At 41.7% G+C, this 22,712-nt stretch carries 19 protein-coding genes; 11 read left to right on the top strand and 8 right to left on the bottom strand.

Going from position 1 to position 22,712, the window contains the following annotated elements; all coding sequences use genetic code 11:
* Positions 1 to 103: 103 nt before the first annotated feature.
* From BFP97_RS02185 to BFP97_RS02160, 6 genes are all read left to right on the top strand, one after another.
* Entirely contained in the window at positions 104 to 322 is a 219-nt protein-coding gene (locus tag BFP97_RS02185; RefSeq protein ID WP_069840846.1) for a hypothetical protein, read from the top strand.
* Between the two features lie 80 nt (positions 323 to 402).
* Positions 403 to 2,304, top strand: a complete 1,902-nt coding sequence (locus BFP97_RS02180; RefSeq protein WP_069840845.1) for a beta-N-acetylhexosaminidase — start codon at positions 403 to 405, stop codon at positions 2,302 to 2,304.
* 3 nt (positions 2,305 to 2,307) lie between these two features.
* Complete coding sequence (locus BFP97_RS02175) at positions 2,308 to 3,165, top strand: helix-turn-helix domain-containing protein (protein ID WP_069840844.1); 858 nt, start codon at positions 2,308 to 2,310, stop codon at positions 3,163 to 3,165.
* A gap of 93 nt (positions 3,166 to 3,258) precedes the next feature.
* On the top strand, positions 3,259 to 3,762 hold the full coding sequence (locus BFP97_RS02170; RefSeq protein WP_069840843.1) for a DUF1772 domain-containing protein: 504 nt from the start codon (positions 3,259 to 3,261) through the stop codon (positions 3,760 to 3,762).
* Between the two features lie 18 nt (positions 3,763 to 3,780).
* On the top strand, positions 3,781 to 4,605 hold the full coding sequence (locus BFP97_RS02165) for an SDR family oxidoreductase (RefSeq protein ID WP_069840842.1): 825 nt from the start codon (positions 3,781 to 3,783) through the stop codon (positions 4,603 to 4,605).
* 194 nt (positions 4,606 to 4,799) lie between these two features.
* Complete coding sequence (locus tag BFP97_RS02160) at positions 4,800 to 5,708, top strand: phosphate/phosphite/phosphonate ABC transporter substrate-binding protein (RefSeq protein WP_170827386.1); 909 nt, start codon at positions 4,800 to 4,802, stop codon at positions 5,706 to 5,708.
* A 3-nt stretch (positions 5,709 to 5,711) separates the two neighbouring features.
* On the opposite strand, the gene BFP97_RS02155 is transcribed toward BFP97_RS02160, so the two are convergent.
* The 8 genes from BFP97_RS02155 to BFP97_RS02120 all read right to left on the bottom strand — a co-directional run bounded on the left by BFP97_RS02155 (position 5,712) and on the right by BFP97_RS02120 (position 16,994).
* Positions 5,712 to 6,341 (bottom strand): Crp/Fnr family transcriptional regulator, encoded by a 630-nt coding sequence (locus tag BFP97_RS02155; RefSeq protein WP_069840840.1) that lies wholly within the window; start codon positions 6,339 to 6,341, stop codon positions 5,712 to 5,714.
* A 24-nt stretch (positions 6,342 to 6,365) separates the two neighbouring features.
* Complete coding sequence (locus BFP97_RS02150) at positions 6,366 to 6,908, bottom strand: ferritin (RefSeq protein ID WP_069840839.1); 543 nt, start codon at positions 6,906 to 6,908, stop codon at positions 6,366 to 6,368.
* 72 nt (positions 6,909 to 6,980) lie between these two features.
* Positions 6,981 to 8,480, bottom strand: a complete 1,500-nt coding sequence (locus tag BFP97_RS02145; protein WP_083262388.1) for a TolC family protein — start codon at positions 8,478 to 8,480, stop codon at positions 6,981 to 6,983.
* Between the two features lie 4 nt (positions 8,481 to 8,484).
* Positions 8,485 to 9,843, bottom strand: coding sequence for an HlyD family secretion protein (locus BFP97_RS02140; RefSeq protein ID WP_069840837.1), 1,359 nt, complete (start codon positions 9,841 to 9,843; stop codon positions 8,485 to 8,487).
* 3 nt (positions 9,844 to 9,846) lie between these two features.
* Positions 9,847 to 12,018 (bottom strand): peptidase domain-containing ABC transporter, encoded by a 2,172-nt coding sequence (locus tag BFP97_RS02135; protein WP_083262387.1) that lies wholly within the window; start codon positions 12,016 to 12,018, stop codon positions 9,847 to 9,849.
* 11 nt (positions 12,019 to 12,029) lie between these two features.
* Positions 12,030 to 12,707, bottom strand: a complete 678-nt coding sequence (locus BFP97_RS02130) for a TetR/AcrR family transcriptional regulator (RefSeq protein WP_069840836.1) — start codon at positions 12,705 to 12,707, stop codon at positions 12,030 to 12,032.
* Positions 12,708 to 13,661: 954 nt separating this feature from the next.
* Positions 13,662 to 14,522: a DUF4249 domain-containing protein gene (locus tag BFP97_RS02125; protein ID WP_069840835.1), complete on the bottom strand. Its 861-nt coding sequence runs from the start codon at positions 14,520 to 14,522 to the stop codon at positions 13,662 to 13,664.
* 3 nt (positions 14,523 to 14,525) lie between these two features.
* Positions 14,526 to 16,994, bottom strand: a complete 2,469-nt coding sequence (locus tag BFP97_RS02120; protein ID WP_083262386.1) for a TonB-dependent receptor — start codon at positions 16,992 to 16,994, stop codon at positions 14,526 to 14,528.
* 144 nt (positions 16,995 to 17,138) lie between these two features.
* On the opposite strand from BFP97_RS02120, the gene BFP97_RS02115 reads away from it, so the two are divergent.
* From BFP97_RS02115 to BFP97_RS02095, 5 genes are all read left to right on the top strand, one after another.
* Entirely contained in the window at positions 17,139 to 18,200 is a 1,062-nt protein-coding gene (locus tag BFP97_RS02115; RefSeq protein WP_069840834.1) for a sensor histidine kinase, read from the top strand.
* Positions 18,187 to 18,915, top strand: a complete 729-nt coding sequence (locus BFP97_RS02110; RefSeq protein ID WP_069840833.1) for a LytR/AlgR family response regulator transcription factor — start codon at positions 18,187 to 18,189, stop codon at positions 18,913 to 18,915. Before BFP97_RS02115 ends, BFP97_RS02110 begins: the two co-directional genes overlap by 14 nt.
* 139 nt (positions 18,916 to 19,054) lie before the next feature.
* Entirely contained in the window at positions 19,055 to 20,353 is a 1,299-nt protein-coding gene (locus tag BFP97_RS02105) for a DUF4270 family protein (protein WP_083262385.1), read from the top strand.
* A gap of 1 nt (position 20,354) precedes the next feature.
* On the top strand, positions 20,355 to 21,350 hold the full coding sequence (locus BFP97_RS02100; protein WP_069844160.1) for a Kelch repeat-containing protein: 996 nt from the start codon (positions 20,355 to 20,357) through the stop codon (positions 21,348 to 21,350).
* Between the two features lie 2 nt (positions 21,351 to 21,352).
* On the top strand, positions 21,353 to 22,594 hold the full coding sequence (locus tag BFP97_RS02095) for an outer membrane beta-barrel protein (RefSeq protein WP_139135156.1): 1,242 nt from the start codon (positions 21,353 to 21,355) through the stop codon (positions 22,592 to 22,594).
* Positions 22,595 to 22,712 lie beyond the last annotated feature (118 nt).

The raw sequence follows: 22,712 nt of genomic DNA, 5'->3' as shown, positions 1-22,712 counted from the left end.
CTAGGATATGAGGGGTTTACAATGATAATTCACCGCTTCGGCCAGAATTAAATTCTTTACCCCTGACAATTCGTAGAAATTCAAATACTCAATCATTAGCACTATGAAGCTGCTCATTTTTAAAACCAATATTGAAAACAGGCTCAAAGCCAGAAAAGTCAACTCCATCTTTGCCTATTCTCCAAAAATATTTGAATGGTCAATTGATATGGAGGACATTGATAATGTTCTAAGGGTGGAAGCCGATGATCACTCCTCCGAAAGAGAAATCATTGAAATGGTTTCTACCTGCGGGCTTCAATGCGAGGCACTGCCAGATTAGACTAGTATCCGTAGTTTAACGGACATTCCAATTCGTTTTAGGTCTCATATTTGCTACCTTTTGAACGAATTGGAAAGTATATGCGAAAGGTCACTCTACTCTGTCTAAGTACAATAATTTCTCTTGGCACCCTTGCTAATGACTTGGACAAATACTTAATCAACCCGCCTCAGAAATTAAGTATTGAAGACGGCTGTTACTCGAACATCCACCTACAAGCCAGTCAACTAAGGAATTTCGTGCTTTCTCTTAGGAAAGTTGACCTATTGGGTGAAATCTCAATTGCTCAGCCTATTGACTCAAAGGTTTCTTTTGACTTTAGCCTTGACTCCATTAACCTACCTCAACAAGGTTATGAGCTCGACATTCAGGGAAGTGAGATGCATATAAAAGGGCATAGTTTTTCTGCTTTATATTATGCCAAACAGACCATACTTCAACTTTTAGAATATTCCATCAATGAGAACAAACCCCTACCCTGTTTAAGCATCAAAGACTGGCCAGATTTTGAAAGAAGAGGCTATATGCTGGACATCAGCCGTGATAAAGTTCCTACCATGGAAAGCTTATACCAGCTGATTGATCAACTTTCTGATTGGAAAATCAATGAGCTTCAGCTTTACACTGAACACACCTTTGCTTATCAGGATCATAAAGTAGTATGGGAGAATTCCAGCCCGCTGACTGCTGAGGAAATACAAGCACTGGATGCTTATTGCAAAGCCAGGTACATTGATCTGGTTCCTAACCAGAATTCCTTCGGACATATGGAAAACTGGTTAAAACATGATGAATACCTTGATTTAGCCGAGTGCCCAGAGGACTGCCAAACGGCTTGGGGGAAAAGAAAAAGAACGAGTCTTGACCCAACAAACCCAAAGTCGCTAGAGCTAATGAAATCTCTCTATGCCGAAGTATTACCCAATTTCTCGAGTCAGTTTTTCAACATTGGTGGAGATGAGACAGTGGAACTCTGTGAAGGAAAAGCCAAAGCCGAGTGTGAAAAAATTGGTAAGGGGCAGGTGTATCTAAACTACCTCAAAAAGCTGAATAATGAGGCTAATCAACTCGGCTTTAAAACTCAGTTTTGGGGTGACATTATCTTAAACCACCCGGAACTCATTAGTGAATTACCAAAGGACATGACGGCATTGGTTTGGGGTTACCAAGACGATCATCCATTTGATGAACAGCTGCCCAAGTTCAAGGATGCTGGGATCGACTTTTATGTTTGCCCGGGCACTTCATCATGGCGTTCAATCATAGGCAGAAATAAGAATGCCTTCGGGAACCTCAAAAATGCTGCGCTCACTGGTAAAGAGAATGGAGCAAAAGGATACCTGAATACCAACTGGGGAGATTATGGTCATTGGCAACCCCTATCAACGATCTATCCTAGCATTCTGATTGGTGCAAGCTATGCCTGGAATTACACCGATAGCACTCTACAACACTTGGAATTCCAGTTGAACCAATATGTATTTAAAGACAAGACTGGCAATACTGCCAAGGCTGTCTTACAACTGGGAAACGCTTACCTTGACACGAAAATACCTAAGGGCAATGCCAATGCTTTTCACTTACTTTTGAGACGTTACCTATGGACCATGCAGGGAAACTATCAAACCAAGGTCTTGACAATAGAAAACTTGGAAAAAGCACGTGAGACAATACTCCAGGCAATTGACTTACTCAAGAAAGGTCAACCAACATCATATGATGCTGAATTTATCAATACTGAACTCAAACAAGCAGCCGCTTTAGCCATGCATGGTATTGACTTGGGTATTGCTAGGCTCAAAACCGAAGACTTTCAGACCAAAAGTATTCCAGCAGAAAAAAGAGAAGAATTAAGTAATGCCCTCAGACCATTAATTGCAAAACATAAAGAACTCTGGCTGATGCGAAACCGCCCAGGAGGTCGATCAGACTCAGCGGCTAAACTGGAAGATATTCTCACCTTTTATAAAGATGATCAATAAGCTATGACCCGTGATATCATCGAAATCAATGGCTTTATCGTTCTGATAGAGTATGCCTCCAGTGACACCAAAGAAGTTGAAATCTGTGGTTTTGCTGAGGATGTAGTAGGCATTGCTTTCTATGGTTCAGGTGAGGTGGAAATGAATATTCGATGTGGTGATCAAGTAAGCACTTATCAAAACACGAAAGGAGTCGCCTTGTCTTTTTTTGCGTCCAAAGGTTCAACTTTCGAGCACACAATTAGCCCCAATAACCCCATGCAGTCCATCTGCATCGTCTCTACCCTAGGCAATCTTGAAAAGCTCCCTCAACATGAACAGGAGTTCTTTCAGACTTACTTGAAGTCACTTGTCAATCCAAATGCAGAAATTGTTGGCGGCCCTGGCTTTTATATGAACCATGACATGCAAAATGCCGTGAGCAAAATCTATAGTAGCACTTATACCGAGAACATGCGGCAAATGTTCTTAAGAAGTCAGGTGACAGAACTATTGGCTCACTTTTTTGCACAAGTATCATTACCGGAACGACCAACACTCAATGATGAGGATAGGCTCAAAATCCATCAAGCCAATGAGATAATGCTGGAGAACATAGCCTCCCCTCCTTCTTTAGCAGAACTATCTAGGCAAATCGGTCTGAACAGCAATAAGCTCAAAAAGAACTTTAAAGAAGTCTTCGGCATGCCTGTATTTAAGCACCTTCAAAATGAACGTTTGATCAGGGCACATGCGCTTTTGAAGGAGGCTAATCTCGGCATACAAGAAGTTGCCTGGCAAGTGGGTTACGAGAGCATTAGCTCCTTTTCCAATGCATTTATGAAAAAGTTTGGCTTCCGACCGAGCGAAATCAAAACTTAGTTCCTTTGGAACAAATCAGAATTCTTTTCAAACAAATCCCTGATGATTAACTGAGCCAATTTTGTGTCAACGAAAGACATAAAACACTCAGTTATGAAAGGAAATATTTTACTCATCACCACACTCATTACGGGTTTGTCAGCGGGCCTATTCTATGCATGGCAAGTATCTGTTATTCCCGGAACACGTAAGCTTTCAGATTTAAGCTATTTGGAATCTATGCAATCCATGAATCGCGAGATTCTCAACCCATGGTTCTTTATCATCTTCTTTGGCCCAATGGTCATGATGATTGTATCAAGTCTAGGACTTTTCAAAATAGACCATGATCATGGCTTCATTTGGGTTTTCGTTGCCACTATCGTCTACATCGTTGGCTTGATAGGCATCACCGCTTTTGGCAATGTTCCTATGAACAATGCCTTAGATGTCATCGACCTCTCCAAACTGACGCTGGAGCAGCTCAGGGAAATTCGCGTGGAGTATGAGACCAAGTGGAATCAATATCATCTCATCAGAACAGCATTTTCAGTGATCTCCTTTGCCCTACTCTTATGGGCATCTAAGGCTCACTTTATCAATACAAATTTTCAATAATCATTAAACAATAATAAAATGACTCAGAACAACATTTTAGTAATCGGAGGCACCGGAAAAACGGGCCGAAAAGTAGTAGAAAGATTAACCAGGCGCGGCATCAACGTGCGCATTGGATCTAGAAATGCCAGCCCAAGCTTCGACTGGGAAAAGCCAGAAGACTGGAAGACTGCTTTGCAAGGAATGGACAAGGTCTATATTACCTTCCAACCGGACCTAGCAGTACCTGGTGCCAAGGAGGCCATTACCGAGCTCACAGAGCAGTCGAAAGCATGTGGCATCAAAAAACTGGTCATACTTTCCGGAAGAGGCGAACACGAGGCAGAACTATGTGAGCAAATTATTCAGCAATCGGGAATCGACTGGTCAGTAGTAAGAGCAGATTGGTTTAATCAAAACTTTAGTGAGAGCTTCTTCCTCGACCCAATATTGGCAGGTCAAGTGGCGGTTCCAAGAGCTGAAACGAAGATCCCATTTACCGACACTGATGATATTGCGGACGTGGTAGTAGAAGCGCTCCTTGACGATCAATACACAGGTGAAGTTTTGGAGCTTACAGGACCGGAACTTTGGTCGATGGAGGAAGTGATTAAAGAGATCGCTAAAGTGACAAATAGAGAGATTGGCTTTCATTCGATAAGTCTTGAAGATTATACCAAAATGATGCGAGACCATCAGGTACCTGACGCCTACATTTGGTTGATCAACTACTTGTTCACCAATGTGCTTGACGGGCGCAATTCCTCTACAACCAATACCATTGAAGAGGTATTAGGTAGACCTGCAAAACGCTTTTCTGACTATGTCAAAGAAACGGCAGCTACTGGAGTTTGGAATGGATAATTGTAATATTCTTTGGAGAGGCGAGCAGAATCAAAGATATGCCGCTCTAAAAGAGTATCTAGAAAGCAGGACTAGATTCTTTCAAGAAACGCTCATGTAAATTTGAAATGAGGTATGAAAGTTTTTTAGTAAATCGCCCCACTTCCATTGGGGCGATTATTTTTTACAAGAAAAAATCAGAACATCCGACAAACATGAAAATCAACTTCAAAACTCTCTTATCCATAAGCCTGACTTTTTTATTGACCTGCGGCTGTAATCAGGAAGAAGAGCCCATGACGTTAGCTACTTATACTTACCACACGAATAATAGAATTGAAAATCTTAAACCCTTAGCAGAAATACTTCAGTCCGAACTGGGACGTAGAGTGATTGTAAAGAGTTATGCAGATGTCGCAGCCATGCTCAGAGGTATTGATTCGGACAGCGTGGATATTGGATTGATCAATACCCTAGGGTATTTAAAATGGTCTATTGGCCATCAAAACATGGAAGTGGTAGCAGCCCTTCGTACCAAAGAAGAAGCAAGAGACAATTACAAAACTGTCTTGCTGACTAATAGAGAGGATATTGATCATCTTGATGATATCGTCCTTAAAGCAAAGGGTTTGAGAATGATGTTTGTCAATGAAGGCTCTACCTCAGGTAATTTGGTACCCAGATTACTGTTTGATGCTATTGGCATCAATTCACCTAATAACCAATTTATGAATGTAAGCTATGGTGGCAATCATACAGATACCTGGAAGAGGCTACTCCAAGGTGAGGCGGACCTTTGTGCCATTGGGAGTAATGAATACTATTCACAGTTGGAAGAGAACCCTTCCCTAATTGAATCGCTAAAACCTATATGGATTTCCGATGAAATCCCTCTGGGTCCGGTGCTCTTGAACAACCATTTGGAAAGTGAGACAATTAAGAGCATCACCGAGGTCTTACTTTCGCTCCACAGGAGCAATCCTGAGGCCCTTGAATCTGTTAAATCAGGTTGGTCCGAGGCCTTACAGGCCGAAAAGTTCTATCAGATCAATGAACAAGACTATGATTCTATCAATACTGCTTTCAAGAATAACAAGGAGCTTCAATTGATATTCAATCGCTAGCGATTAAAGCACCTCTATCCTATTTCGATAGAGTTCTACTTTATCTTCTTTTTCAAGTTTTTTGAGTAAGCGAGAAATTACAACACGTGAGGTATTCAACTCCTGAGCAATTTGTTCATGCGTCTTTTCGATCACAAAAGATCCTTGACTTTGCTTCTTATCCAATAGATACTTCATCAAACGCTCGTCCATGTTCATAAAGGCGATGCTATCGATGGTATGCATCAGCTCGTCAAAACGATCTTGATATGAATTGATCACAAACCTTCTGAAAGAGGGATACTTAGCCATCCAGCCTTCGACCAATGACATTGGGACTAACCAAAGGTTGACATCTGTTTCAGCAACTGCCTTGAACTGGCTGATTTGATTACTGAAGCAACAACTGATGGACATGGCACAGGCATCGCCACCTTCCAGGTAGTAGAGAAAGACTTCATTGCCTTCTTCATCTTCTCGCATGATTCTCAATGTACCGGAAACCACCATGGGCATGGCATTGGCCTGCATGCCGGGGTTGATCAGGGGCTCCTCAGCCTCTAGTTTCTTTTCCTTTCCAAATCGTATGATTTCATCTATCAGCTCTGACTCAAAGGCCAGACCGACCAGAATATTTTTGAAAGAAGCTAACATGAATTAAGGAATACAGCGTCAGCCTTATTCTGTAGGGCCATCAACAGAGCCAACAAGGTTCATTATTTCCTTGTCGATCGTCCAAAGTCCTACGCCATCTTCACCAATCAGATCGAATAGTTCAACAGCTCTTCTCGCAAGTGTTTCTTCTTCTCGCTGCTCTTCAACGAACCAGTTTAGAAAGTTCATTGTAGTGAAATCCTTAATCTCGTAGCAGTGATTTACTATCTCGTTAATAGAGTTGGTCACTGCAATTTCGTGGTCCAAAATCGTCTCAAACACCTCTCTCAGTGAATTGTAATGATGCTTGATATCTTTGATTTCAGGCTGAATTGAATGCCCGCCAGCTTCATTCACGTAATGGAAGATCTTGAGCATATGCATTCTTTCCTCATCCGAGTGCAGATACAAGAACTTGGCTGAGCCCTCGTAACCTGTCATCTCACACCAAGAAGCCATTGATAGGTAAGAGGCACTTGAACTACCTTCCATCATGATTTGGCGATTCAATAAATCCTCAGTTGCTTTAGTTAGGGAGCGTTTTGCGGTTACTTGTTGTCTTTCCATTTTGTATTGTTTTAATGACTGCGAAGATAATCAATAAAGGAGTAAACAAAGTTCCTAAACTGTGAGAATAGCTTAATTAGAACCATTCAAATTAAAGTTAAGATAAGGCAGCCCTGCGGACCAGTAAAGTGTCACTCTGGCCTTCTCCATAGCCGATCGCATCTTCATCAATTTGATTTGGGACTCGAGGAGTTTGTCCTGTTGGAAGTTGATCTTAAAAAGATCACTTTCCCCGTTCGCCAAATTGATTAATTCTAAGTCGAGCAAAATCGTATAATTATTTACCGCTTCCTGCATTAAACTCAACATACCTCTCGTATTATCAAGCTCAAAAAACGAAGCCTCTATGCCATTGAGAATTTCTCTTTCTAACTGGCTCAGTTCATAAGTAGTTTGCTCAATCTTAATCTCTGTCTGACGTAATTTAGAACGCTCCTTTCTAAGGAAAAGTGGAAACTCGAACTCAATGCCAAACTTGTAATTGTTTCTCAGTTGAACCTCTACAAACTCACCTTGTTGATTTACCGGTGAATTGATCAGATTATAGTTGAGGTCAACCCGAGGTTTAAGATTCTCTCTTGCCAGCCTTCTGTCAATATCCAATTGATCAAGTTTGAAATTGGTCTTAACCAGTTCCGGATGTTTTTGAATCGCTAGCAAACGCAGGCTATCTAATGAGATATCCGAACCCAAAAGGTTCAAACCAAAGTCAAGCTGAGGAACTATGTTATCCTGAAGGACCATCGGCTCCTCATTTTGCCCCCATAGGTAATTGGAAAGCATCAAGCCGGCCTTCCTAAAATCAATCAGAGCCTCACTTCTATCGACTTTCCGGTTTTGCAGTGTAATGGCTGCTTGAACAGTGTCTATAGCAGCAGCCTCTCCAAACTCGAAATCTGTTAGAACCCTTTGATATACATTTTGTGAGATATTTAAACTCTCTTCGATCAGCAGATAATTGTAGAATGCGAAATACCACTCCCAATAGTCTTTCGAAGCTGATAATAGGACCTTATTGATCATTTTAATTCGCTCGGCATCGGTAATCTGGGCAAATAACTCTGCCTGCTTCACCGTAGCCCTTCTCTGGTCTATCAATAAACCTCTCCCGATTGGCAAGCTCAAACCTGCGGTCACCTGTTGAAAGTCATCTGAACCCGGGATTGAATTTTCTGGATTCACAAACTGTCCCTTGTTACGATCAAAACTCACCTTTGGGTCCACCGGAAACCAAGTGGGTACTTTAAGAGTGGTATTGAACAAATCCCAGTACTCCTTGTCATCAAAGTTTTTCACGTCCCAGGAAGACTCCAACTTAGGGTCGAAGGCTCCCCTTGCTAATCGTATTTCTTGTTTAGCATTCTCCGGTAACAAATTGGCCTGCTTTACAACTGGGTGACTTAGCAACACCATATCCACGAAGGACTCTAATGGGAGAATACGCGTGGTATCTGCCGTATTTTCGGTCAGTAACTCATCTAGAGATTTTACCTTTAAATCCTGCGCATAACTTGCAACAGTCGCCAGGCTCAAAATCGTCACCAGCGAGAAAAAAGTGATTTTTTTCTTCATAGGACTACTTTTTTTCTGCCGTTGCCTTTTCCTTTACTTCTTTAGGTGCTTCATACAGGCTTGGCGGGAAACCATTCAGCTGACGCCAGATTTCATACCATACTGCAACATTGTCGAGCATGACCCATCCCTTTGTCCCTGAGCCAATTCTTAGTTGCTCAGGCCATGGCTCATCTTCTGGGTCTGGTGTTACTAAAATTCTATATTCACCACCTGTGCTATTTACTAGGTCAATCACACGAACCACACCTCCGAAGGTACCAACAGACACATTGGGCCAGCCTGAAAACTGTAATGCCGGCCATCCATCGAATTGAATTCGGACTTTCCTGTCCATACCGATCAAAGGCACATCCATTGCCTTGACATACATTTCAACAGCCAACTCAGGGTTTTCCGGCATAATCTGGGCCACCGACTCTCCTTCTTTGATGGTTTCTCCGATACCTGCCTTCATCGCCTTTACGATATACCCATCCTGAGGAGCGATCAATTGGTACTGCTCATTCCTGATGGTCATATTGGCATACTCGTTTTGAAGCTTTGCCAGACTACCTTCACCCTCAAAGATCTCTGCTAACGTATTGTTTCGATCAGATTCAGCTTTACTAATCTTATCTAACAGCTCTGATTTAACCACTTCAATTCCGACCCTTGCGTTGATCAACTCCTGCCGGCTCTCATAGAATTTATTCTCCTTGCTTGTAACCTTACCCTTGGCAGCCTGATACTTGGATTCGAATTCCTGGATTTTGGTTAGCGTTATATTTCCCGCCTCTCTCCTTTTCAAGTTTCGTTGATACTGATCTTCTGCATTTGCAAAAAGAACCTTCTCAGCCTCGTAATCCACACTATCGCTGACCAGTTTAAATCCAGCTTGTTTAAGCTTATTTTCTGCTTGCTCTGTCTTGGATACTAGCAAATCGTTCAGCGCCTTTATCTGATTTTCTAACGAAGTGACTTTATCCTTTTTGGATTCTATGCTCGAGCTTTTTGCATCAATTTGTTCCTTCAAACGATCGAGTAAATCCGGGTCAAAGAACTTGTCTTTGACCTCAGAGAGTGTCAAAATTGTATCTCCCTTGTTGACAAACTGTCCTTCCCGCACTTTCCAACTCTCAATACGCCCGGCAATCGCGGTTTCTACGGATTGAGGTCTTTGACTTGGCCTGAAGGCCGTCAACTTTCCATTACCTCGAATATTCTGCTGCCATGGAAAAAACAGTAAAATGAAAAACAAAAAAGTTACGGTCAGTAATATCCTTGCCAGTTTCTTCCCAGCCTTAGGAGAACCTAAGGTTTTAAACAGAACACTCTGCTGATGCTGGATCTCTTGATCTTTATTTTCTGATAGATTCAACATGACTTAAACTTTTATGATTTTGTTTAACAATCCTTCTGATAAGAGATCACTATAGGTGCCTTCAGCTTTCACAGTGCCTTCTTCCATGACAATTACGCGATCGCATGCTGCCATTACTAATGGGTCATTCGATACGGCCACAAGTGTACATTCCGCATTGCTTGTTACCACATTTATCAAGTGTTCCTTCTCTGACCTCTGGAATGAGGAGAAGAAATCGTTCAGTATCAGTAGTCTTGGTCTCTTGACGAGACATCGAGCAAGGATGATCTTATGAACAAAACTGCTCGAAAAACCTTTACCTCCACTAATGATCTGAGTACTGTAGCCATTAGGCAGCATATTGATCTTATCCGAAAGCCCAACCTTATTGATGGCTTCAACAGCATCTCTTGTCGACACTTGTGGTTTGCCTACCACAATATTATCTAAGATTGTTCCCTCGAAAATATCTTCGGCCGAAACGTTCTTAGCAAGTTTATCTCTTAGGTTGGTTAGGTCTAGATCTCTTAGGCTATAATCATTGATCGTCAGGGCACCTTCATAGTTCTGATTAATACCCGAAATGGTATTGGTCAGGGTTGTCTTTCCTGATTCATTTCCACCAGAAATACAAACTTTTTCACCACAAGCAAAGCCCGTATTAATGCTGTGTATGGCAGGTGTTTTTGCACCTGGATAAGTATAACTCAGGTTTCTTAGTCTAATGGAAAAGCCCTTAGTCAACTCTTCGTTATTAAGGTCGATACCCCCTACTTTCTCCAGTGGCAAATCCGTCACCTGACTTATCTTATCGACTGCCGTCAGCATGTCATATACCACATCCATATAGGTGATAATTTTCTCTACTGAGTTCAGGATTAGAATGATAATAACCTCAGCAGCAACGAATTGACCGAGCGTAATTTCTCTATTGATCACTAGGGATGTACCAATAATTAGTAAGCCACCAGTGATAACGGCCTTAAACAAGACGATATATACATACTGATTAACCAACACCTTAAAGTGTACTTTTCGATTAATCAGATAATTGTTGACGTTGTATTCGGTCTTCTTGACTGGTAGATTTGTATTACCCGAGATTTTGAATGAGTTCAATGTTCTGGCAATCTCTTCAAGCCAATAGACTACTTTGTATTTGTATTTTGATTCCTTGATTGAGGATTGAAGACCTTTAGGACCTGTCAATCGAAAGATCAAAACCAGCGTCAGAATCAGCACCAATCCAAAGAACACAAAGAATGGGTGGTAAAATGATAGTAATACCAGTCCGAATATGATTTGGATGATCCCTGATGTCAAGTCTCCCAATAACTTTGGCAAGCCTTTCTGGATAGTCAACACATCAAAAAATCTATTGATCAACTCAGGAGCATGAAGATTGCTCAGTGACTCAATCTTCATACGAGGAATCCTAAATGTGAATTCCAGTGCTGCTTTTGTGAAAATTCTTCTTTGTAAGTATTCCACTAGTGTGATTTGCATAATCTGTAAACCACCAGAAGCCAGAATACCCAGAAGCACCAGCCCTATCAGTAAGTAAATGGAGCTGAAAACGACACCTCCGGAAACCAGTTCGACAGTTGCCTGGATTCCCAATGGTAAAGTCAGAGAAACAATACCAACAAATGCGGCATAAACAAAAACATAGAAAATATCTCTCTTTTCTTCACTCAGAAGCCTAATGAGGCGCTTTACAGGAGAAAGCGGTTTAGGAATCTCTCCTTCCTCATGCTCTGAAACCAAACTCCTATAACTAAATGCTCCGAGTAGCATAATTTCGCCCTGCTCATCGCGCATCAACGTTGATTTTATTTCGTCAAAGTCAACTTCTAAAGTAGCTTCCGGGGTGATTTCAAGGACTTTTATGTTCTTCTTTGCCTTAGTCAAGATAACGGGAGCAAAACCTTCTTCAGACTGTTTAAAGGCAATCAAAGGGATATTCACATCTTTGATAAAAGAAGCCAATTCTACTCCGGCCAGAGATTGATCCAATAATACGATGCGGGTTTTGTTAGCCGCTTCAATCAAGTCCCTTTTAAACTCAAATGCCTCATCAATTGCATATGACTTTGCATTGACCTGAAGGTCCTGAAGCAAAGCCTCTTCAAGGCTATTGTTGAGTAAAATTGAGACCTCCTTTATGGAATTCGCAATGTGCTGATTCGTCATAAGATTAAACTTTACGCCTTAATGGCCTTGTTTATGAGTTCAAGAAGAAACTTATAATTCTGTTGGTGGATATCGCCCTGTGCAGCCTTGTGCTCAGTTAAGGACGGCAAGTGCTCTGCGAAAAATACCTGCTGATGTGCTGCTTGCAAAACTGTACTGATTAGAGCATGTGAGTACTTATAGTCAGGGTTGATCTCTTTGATCATATCCGCGATTCTCTTACAAAGAGTTTTAAAACCTCGAAAGAGTCCCTCTTTATTATCACTATCAACCTGTTTTGTGAGATAGGTCTTATCTGACTCATTGGTGACGATTCGCTGGAGAGCTGACTCGTCCACCGATGGAAAACTGGAGTCGTAACCTTTTTGCTCGGTGACCAGACGCAACGCAATCGCGAGCCTGTCTTGAGCAGACATTACATTATGCGTTTCAAAATCAATCCTATACTCCAGCCAGTTCCAATACCAAGCGATCAGGTAAACGAGTAATTTATGCTTGTTTTCGAAGTAACGATAGATGGAAGCCTCGGTAGAATCAATAGCTACCGATAATTTCTTAAAGGTAAAAGCCTCCAAACCCAACTCATCGATCATACGAATGGATTGGTCAATAATTTTTCTCCCCAAATCTGTTTCCTGCGGATCACGCAGAAAGAGATTAGCATTCATTTCAAGCCGTAGTAGTGCCATATCTTAGTAAAACGATAATTAACTATCTTAAATAATAGTAATACTATTATCAAAACTAGTAAGACAACGATCAACTTGAAAAAAGGTTTAGAATAGGCACAAAAAAAAGAGACCACTCCCCAGTGGTCTCTTCCAGTATTTTTTCAAATACCCCCAAATAACAAAGTCAGGGGACGATTACTCGTCCCCTGCTCATCTTTAAATAGCGTGAACTATTTAAAGACGCCAAGTTACTGTTCAGAACTTTGCCGAAACTTGAAGGCCCAAGCAATCAAGTTCAAACGCTGTCTTTTTTCGGCTTCACCTATAGTTCGGTGCTCAGCACCAATCGCTTATGCGAAGCTTTTGCAGTCTTGTACATCTTTGCAGATATCCACCAACGTTCTTTGTCAAAACTACCCGAAAGTAGCCTCCACATATTCCACCTTCTCTTGCAAGAAGGTGTCAATCACCGTTGCCGATGATCGCTGGTCGTGATTAGGAGCATACCGAAGTATTTCCTGACGATAACTAATCCTGATTGCTCAGTACTCGTTAAAGTCAACTGTTAAAAGCGCTGTCTAGTCACCTTTCATAGAAAGATTTTTAGAACGTCTTATGATTACTCCCTTTCAAGTAGTGATCACAAACGCTTGGAAATTATCCCTGAAGTAAATTTCCGATATCGCCTCCTTCAATTGCTATCCGGAGAAATACTAACAGCATCACTTTGACTGTCTCAGATTAACATTTGCATGTCAACCCTTTCACTACACTTTTTCGGGCTTCCCCCGAAGAGAGACTGAAGTAAAACTTCTGTTCTTTATCCCTCACTTGGTATACCTAAGGTACTCTACATAACTTTACAGGCAAACTTTGTAACCCCCTAGTTTTCAACAAGTTTCCCACTCAGCTATTCACATAGTTATCCACCGGGTTATCCACATGTTTATGCACATTCCACTCTGATTTTTGCTATTGAACCGTAATTTCCTGTTGAGAAACTTCACTTGCTTCGAAATAGCCTAAAGGATAGAGTGCATCATTACTCACATTTTGAACATTACCACGCAAAGTAGCCGGAACTACATCGCCCCCCCCAGGTGCAAGACCCACCGCCTGTTCATAGAAAATCCGATAATAATCGTATGCCTCCTTCGAGAGGGCATATTGTCTCACCAAACCACGATCTCCTGGCTCAAAGGAAAAATCACCTGCCAATTCAAAACCTACTACTTTCAAGCCATCGTAGAACTCATCTGAAGAGATCAGGTTAAATTGATTCCCCACATCAGCCCGAATCAGCAAAGTATCATTGCGATAGGTTTGCCAATGATAGTAGTTTTCTATACCCTCAGGATCCTGATAATCCAGCAACAGGCCTATGCCCTCATCTCGGAAAATGGTCTCCTCTCTAAATTCTTGATCCAAGCGATCGATGGATGCCACAGCGAGCATTTCTTCAGTAGCTTGATAAATACTGGATTCATATCGAACCTCAAGTCGATAGGTAAAACCGACCGTTGGGGTCATACCGAAAGTCTCATAAATGCCCGGCTCATCGGCTGACTCGGCAAAGACATAGGTGACATTGGTCTCAAGCTCTAGTACTTCAACACTTGCTCCTCGTGCTGCCGGTGTTTGTTCATTTTGAAAATATGGAGCGGTAGTAGATAGTCGAATGAACTGATAGCCACTATTTGACCCTTCCTTTTGCCTTACCAGTCGGCCTTCAACAACCAAACGGACTTGTCCTTCTTCCAAGTCTACATCCAGCTCGTCAGTACAAGCTGTCAGCATAAATGCTCCTGTCAATAGAATTAATAACTTCTTCATGTCTTAGAATTTTAGGTTATAAGTGATGTTTGGGAAAAAGCCGATGTACGATTGAGTCGCTTGGGTATTGAATCGGTCAGTGTAGAACTGTGAAATTTCTGCCCCTCTTTCTGCTCCGGTGGGACTGAAAGTGATGTCGTAGGCATTCTGATTATTATAAACGTTATACAAACTAAAAGTCCAGCTACCATCCCATTTTGGTCTTTGTTTTGTATTTACCGTTAGGGAGAGGTCAAGTCGATGATTATCTGGAATTCGGGCTTGATTACGGGATTCAAAGTTTGCCCCCACTATACCGCCAAACTCATAGCGACTTTCCGGATAGGTGATCGGCATACCGGTCTGGTAAATAAAGTTGGCAGAAAATGTCAGGCTTTTATTGATCTTATACATTCCCGTCAAACTCAGGTCATGTGTCTTATCGAAATTGCTTGCATAGTATTCCCCATTGTTAATACCAGGACCTCCTGTACCCTCACCATCTATTTTGCGTTCACTTCGCGACAGCGTATAACTTAACCATCCTGTGAGTCGTCCCTTGTTCTTTTTGACATACAATTCCAGTCCGTACGACCTTCCAATACCGCTCAGTAATTCAGTTTCCAGATAGTTATTCAATTGGATGTCTGCCCCATCGACATAATCTACTTGATTGCGCATGTCTTTGTAATAGACTTCCGCTGAGGCTTCATAGGTGTTATCACGGAAATTTCTGAAATAACCGAAGGCGACTTGATCGGCCAGTTGTGGTTCTAAGTAAGGGCCACTTGGTGTCCAAATATTTAATGCTGTCGGAGATGTGCTATTTGAAATCAAGTGAATGTATTGAACAGTTCTATTGTAGCTTGCTTTTAAAGAACTCCTGTCGTTCAACTGATAATTGAGTGAAAGCCTTGGCTCCAGATTATAAAAGCTGGAAATAACTTCTCCAGACCCATAGGATTCAAAACCAACCACATTAGCTTCTTCATATCGCCCCAACTGACTGTTGTAGACTACAGGCTGATCGTTTTCATAAAGCCGTACTTCTTCGCTCCCCATTCTAAGAAAGGAAGAGAGTCGAAGACCAGCTTCTATCGTCAAATTACTGGAAAGCGTACGCTTGGCACTTACATATAGCGAAGGCTCGAGGGCAAACTTAGGATCGAGAGTCGTAGGCACAGTAGTAGACTCGGCATTCGGGCTAATGTCGCCTGGATTAAAATCATAGTAAAGTAAGCTAGCACCAAAATCCAATTGATTATCACCTTGCTGGAATAGCGTGAAATCTGTCTTTAGATTGAAATTTTCAATATGGGCTTCCCATGAATAACCGTCTGTTCTTAGAATGTCGAAGTTGTATCGGTAGTCACTGTAAATGAGCGATACATTCGAAAAGAGATTTTCATTCAACACTTTGTTATACCGTAGGTTAAAGGCCAGATTTCCCCAATCATTGTTTAAAAAGTCGTCTACGCTGAAGTTGTCTCTCCCGAAATAGCCAGACACAAAGAGTCTGTTATCAGCATCAAAGGCATAATTTGCTTTTAGGTTGATGTCATAGAAAAAAACCGTTGGTGGATCGTCCAATACCGAAGGCAGAAAGAGATCTACATAGGACCTCCGACCCGCCACCAGAAAGGATCCCTTGCCCTGATCTATCGGACCCTCAACATTCAATCGGCTGGACAATAAACCAATACCTGCACTTCCTGCCAATTGCTTGCTATTACCATCCTTTTGCCTTACATCAAGGACAGAAGAAAGCCTGCCACCATAGATCGAGGGAATTCCACCTTTATATAGTGTTACATCTTTAACCGCATCCGCATTGAATATGGAAACCAGCCCAAAAAGGTGACTTGTGTTAAAGATTGTCGCTTCGTCTAGCAGTACTAGATTCTGATCTGCTGCTCCTCCTCTTACATTGAAACCACCAGATGTTTCTCCCGCGCTGCTTACCCCCGGTAACAACTGGATGGACTTCACAAGGTCTGCCTCTCCAAAGACTGTGGGCAACTGCTTAACCGTATTCGCATCAATCTTAGCCACGCTCATCTTCACACTCTTGACGTTTTCGTCTTCTGCCTCTGCATAGACCACCACCTCTTCGAGTTCATCGGACTTAATCGTTAACTCGAAATTCAACTCTGTATCTCCTTTTAATTCGATTTCTTGTTCTATTGTCTCAAAACCGATATAGCTCACTTTTATATTGTACTTGCCGGGTTTTAAAACCAGCGAATAAAATCCGTAAGCGTTGGAAACAGCCCCACTACCCGTCTGTTGGACATAGATAGTTGCGCTGATGAGATCTTCACCAGTGCTTGCGTCTCTTATTCTACCTTTTAAAACTGCTCTCTCCCCTTGTCCATAACTTTCAGTGGCTACCAAAAGGAAAATGGACAGGTAAAAAAAGAGCCGGCTGAATCTCATCAGTCCGGACTTTTCTGTTTCACTTCTTGCCTGTTTAAATGTCAAAGTTTTGACCATTGCTTTATATGTTTTGGCTTAAGACACACCCGAACTGATTATTTGTTATCTCTTGTTGGATAGCATTCAGTGAGTGATGCCAATTATTCAGTGAATAACACCCTCACTCAAAAGATTCTCGGTTAAGCGACCTATTTTTAGGAGGTGAAAATTTCGAAGCATTACATCAAGTGGCTCCATATCGGTTTCTGGCTGATACTGTTCTTATTCCCTTTTACTTTTGGAATTCAGGAGGAGCCTCTAATTCCTGTACTGACAAGAATATCTCTGCCCTTTGCGCTTCAAATCGGTCTGGCCTATTTCAACCTATATGTGCTGGTACCCAAACTGTTTAAAAGAAAAAAATATGGGCAATACGGACTCTCTGTACTTGTACTGCTTGTAGGAGTGAGTAGAATGCTAATTTGGTGGTTCCGATCAAACCTGACCGAAGCTCAGCTAAGTCGGACAATACCAGGCAGTGAATTTACTTTCGCTGATCTGCCCCAACCGGTACAGATTTTTCCTCCTTTGATTTTAACGCTGATCATACTGTTCATCAGTACAGTCTATGCCTTGGCCATAGACCAATCGAAAAAAGAACAAGTCACCATTCTTCTGGAAAAAGAAAAGACGGAAGCAGAATTGAAATTTCTGAGATCGCAGATCAATCCACACTTCTTTTTCAATGCGCTAAACAACTTGTATAGTGTATTCAAGCTCAAACCAGAAAAGACCGATCAGTTTATACAAAAGCTGAGTGAAATGCTGCGCTATGTTACTTATGAATGTCAGAATGGGCAGATAAAGCTCTCTCGGGAAATTGAAGTAATTGAGAGTTACATCTTTTTTCAGAGCATGAAAGATGAAGCTAATATTGAGGTTAAGCTGAAGAAGGAGATTGACAACCCCTTAGCCGAAATAGAACCTATGATTCTTATACCTCTTTTGGAAAACGCTTTCAAACATGGCTATTCTATTACTGGCGAAAACCTAGACATAAACATAGACATTCAGCACCGAGGGCATAATACAAGCATCCATATCGAAAATAGTTTTATCCCCTCTGCATCTCAACCTAATAAAGCGCCTTCAGAAACTGGAATTGGCTTAAGTAATATTCAACACAGACTCAACTATGCCTACCCTGATCGCCATAAATTCGAGTCTGTTCAAAAAAACGGCAGGTTCATCATCAACATAAACATCAATCATGACGCAGTCTGATATATCCATAAAATGCATGGTGGTAGATGACGAGCAGTACGCACGGGAGCTACTCATCCACCTGATTAAAAAACAGCCACAGCTTCAACTGGTCGCCTCTTGTAAGAATGCCTTTGAAGCCAAAGCAGCATTAGAGAGTGAACGCATTGATGTTATATTCCTAGATATACAAATGCCACACAAGACGGGACTGGAGTTTCTTGAAGAATATGAGATTGAGTCTAAAATAGTATTTACTACTGCCTATCAAGACTTTGCTCTGAAAGGCTATGAGTTTGATGTTTTAGACTATTTGCTAAAGCCGATTCTTGAAGCGCGCTTTATGAAATGTCTTGAAAAGATTAAGAACACATTCATGCTTGAAGAAAAGGCTTTTCAGTTTGAGTCTTTGCAGAATGATCAGACACAATACATTATAATCAAATCTGGTTATGATAAACATCGGCTCAAACTCGGTGAAATTGAATTAATAGAATCAGTAGGAGAATACATTCGCTATTATACAAAGGATCGAAAATTCCTGGTACTCAATTCACTGACTAAAATGGAAAAGGAGCTACCAGATAGCTTCATTCGCACCCACCGTTCCTTTATAGTGCCAAAGCAAAAGATCAAGAGCAAGACAGGTCATACACTCATCATGAATAATGGCATGAAGGTACCGGTCGGTAAGACCTATCGAACAAAAATTTCGAATACCGATCTTTTTATTTAGGACGTTCAGCTCTCCTGTTCCATTAACTGAGTGAGAAAGTCCATTCACAAAGTTTAGCAATTGGCTTTACGAATTTTAACAATCTGCATGGTTTTCCTCATGCACTTAAGTTGTCTATTTGGGGCAACAACGAGTATTCATGAGGAAATCAATTGTCTTAACGACCACGATATTTATGTTCCTGGCACTTCTTAGCTGCGAGGAAAAAGGAGAGATTGCCATTGACGATCAGTCAGTGTTTGACTTTTTCTTTGTTGACACAGTAAGGCTTGATATTTCGACCATTCATGTAGATTCCATCATCACCCAAGGAACTCCATCCTTGCTGTTGGGAGCCTATGAAAACGAATTACTTGGTTCAATTACCACAAGAAGTTTCTTTCAATTTTCATTAGGCACCGGCCTTGAGGTTGATTCTGAGGATACATTTGATTCACTGGGACTTATCATCTATCCCTATACCAGCACCTATGGAACAGGAGCTGATCAGCGTATAGAAATCTACAGAATTGAAGATGATTATGAACCCGAAGAGGACTTCTTCTATCAGTTCGACCATCTTGACTTCAATCCAACACCTGTTGGAAGTTTTATTCTGGAGGCAGAGGAAGATGAGGACGATTCAGTCTTTGTTCGGCTCTCACAATCATTGGGTGAAGAAATCTTTCAAATGGCTCTGGACGGTGATGATGTTCTCGATAGCGACTTTGACTTCAGAGAATATCTTGGTGGGTTTGTAATGGTCACGGTAGACGAAAACGCTGAATTCATCAACACGATCCCCTTTGATGAGACCAATGTTAAGCTCAATATGTACTATCGTATACCGATCGATGATGATATAGATGAACAGATTTACACTTTCCCTATCGGTGCTGTCAATAACCAGTTCACGGAAGTTCAAATTGAGGAAACCAACTCAGTTTTAAACCAAATCATAAACCAAGGGGAACTGGAAAGTTCTGAAACTGGAGGCATTAGCTTTATTCAAGGTTCGACAAGCCTAGTCACCAAGATCAGCATACCTAACATTGAAAATATAGAAGCAGCTTTTGAGACTTTCACGATCAATAATGCCACGCTCGAAGTCAGGCTAATCGATGGATCTTTCGATAAAGATACCCCTCTGCCCTCTCAACTCTCGCTTTACTACCTATCTAAGTTCGAAAACATAGACCAGGTACTGGTGACACCACCAGAAGGTAGACTCGTAAATGGAGAGCTTTTTCTAGATGATGAACTGGGACTGGATACTTTTTATGAATTCAATGTCGGGGCCTTTCTGGAAGACATGATTCAAACAAAAACACTTGATGATGAGAGTCTATACTTGGCCTTGCCTTTGGGGCTTGCCAGCAGCAACATACAAACGCTAGCCATTGATGCCTCTCGATTCGAGACAAAACTTAAAATCTATATCTCAAAATACAATGATTAAAATGAAGAACATACTTGTGAAATACGCCTTATGGTGCACTATTATAGGAATAACGGTTGGCTGCAGTAACTCAGACTCAACCACTCCTGACGAGGGCAACTGGGTAGAAGAAAGTGACTTTGAAGGTGCCACAAGAAGTGGAGCGGTGGTATTTGTGATTGATGACTTTGCCTATGTGGGCACCGGATATGATGGAGACGATCGGCTTAGGGATTTTTGGCGTTACGAGCCCGGACGTAATACATGGTTTAGAATAGCAGATTTCCCAGGTGTAGCCCGAAACTCAGCTGTAGCTTTTGCGGCCAATGGAAAAGGATACGTTGGAACCGGTTATGATGGGGATGAGGAGCTAAAAGATTTTTGGGAGTATGACCCAGGACTCGATCAATGGCGACAAGTAGCCGACCTTCCTGGTCCAGTAAGGTTAGGAGCAATCGGTTTTTCCTTAAACAACGAAGGCTATGTGGGTACAGGAAATGATGGTGACAACAACCTAAAGGACTTCTATAAATATTCTCCCACTACGGATACATGGGTTCAGATTTCCAGTATGGGAGGATCAAAAAGACAAGGTGCCTTTCATTTCGTGATTGATGGAAAAGCCTATGTAGGTGGTGGTATTCACAATGGCATCCACCAGGAAGATTTTTGGGAGTATGACCCAGCAACTGACCTCTGGACGGACAAGAACGATCTTGACGATGATGACAGTGGAGATCCAGGTGTACTAAGACAGTACGCCTCAGCCTTTACCATAGGTAGTTTTGGCTATTTATCCGTTGGTTCCAGATCAGCTGCACTGATTGATACCTGGCGTTACAATCCTGATACGGATGTTTGGGAAGAGCTAACCGAGTTCGAAGGAGCTTCAAGGGAACAAGCGGTCAGCTTTACGATTGGTGAGTTTGGTTATATCACGACTGGAAGGAATGTAAACACAAGGTATGATGATATCTGGGCCTTTCACCCATTAGAGGAATTTGACGAGGAAGACTAGTGGTGAATCATTTCACATACACCCTGAGAGTCCTCGTGGTTTGGTTGTTGTTTGTTTTGCCCGTAACCTCTAGCGGGCAAACAGGCACAATATCTACTTCTTTCGGATCGTTCAGGAATACCGCTGACAACGCTTATTATATCGTTTTTTTTAATAAAGAGAACAGCGCAATAAGTGAAACCGCAAAAGCAGAGCTTCGAAATAACAATCGAGGCATTGAGGTCATCATTGAAGGTGAAGATTTCAAACTGGACGAAATTGAAACCATAGTCAATGATGGTATACGCTTTGGCAATATAGATGAGAACAAAGTCATTGTCATCGATGCTTCGTCTGCTTCTGAGGCGAGCCTTGCCATCTTAGAGCAAAATAAGTTTGAGCCATCGATGACTTTAGTCTTTGGCGAATTCAATACTGAGGTGTATAACAAAAGACCGGGTAGAGCACAGTTCTATCCTGTCAGCGCACTCTCCAACCTAAACCAGTTTAAAGATGCATTGGACCCTAGTGGCATTCGAAGAAAATGGGGTTTTGAATTGGGAGGTAAAATGATCAGAAACTCTGTTGAAAGTGACTCTATTGTAAGACGGTCGAACAAAGGCTTGTTCCATATAGATTTCCAGATGGGCACATGGTTTCTACTAAGTGATCAGGACATTGGGAATGAAAGGTTCAATATTGCTAATAATGGCAGACACTACAAGCTCAATTTGGGTTATGGTCTTTCAGATCGCTTGATACTCCAGGCAGGGCTTGGTTTTTCCTTTAAACTACCCAATGAAGACAAGCAGAGACAAGCCTTAGGAACACCCGTGCCGGGCTCCAGCTTCTCTAACCAAACAAGAAATCAGGTCATACTTTCTCCATCCATAGGAATGAAATACTATTTCAAGAAAGGCAAGTACAAATATTATGGTATTCTGGGCTATGAGCATGTGAGCATGGAGCTTATCAACTTTAAAGTGTTCACCAATACCAATGGCGATATCAGAGACCGAAGATCAACAATGAGTAAAGAAACGCATGGGTTACGGTATGGTATAGGCGTGGAAGCTCCCATCCTTCCCAGGGTGTATATGACCTTACAGTTTGAAGGATTTAAAAGTCAGGAGTTTGATAGCCCCGTCAATGGTGTCACCAATTACGACAACCTAAACTTTAACTTCGGAATCGGCTACAAATTTGGAAGTCCGAGCATAAAAACCAGACGAAAACATTCAAAATCAGAAGGTAAGAAGCGTTAACTGATAACTTATATGCCTTGGCTGAGTATTGTTTAAACCTATCTGTCTAAGGGCTATCTTACCTATACTAGTAAAGATACTAGCTAAATAAAACCCATATCCAATCCTCTAATTGCCT

Origin of the sequence: Roseivirga sp. 4D4 (assembly GCF_001747095.1) — a bacterium.
Taxonomy (GTDB): Bacteria; Bacteroidota; Bacteroidia; order Cytophagales; family Cyclobacteriaceae; genus Roseivirga.
This window is presented reverse-complemented; position numbering and strand designations above follow the sequence as displayed.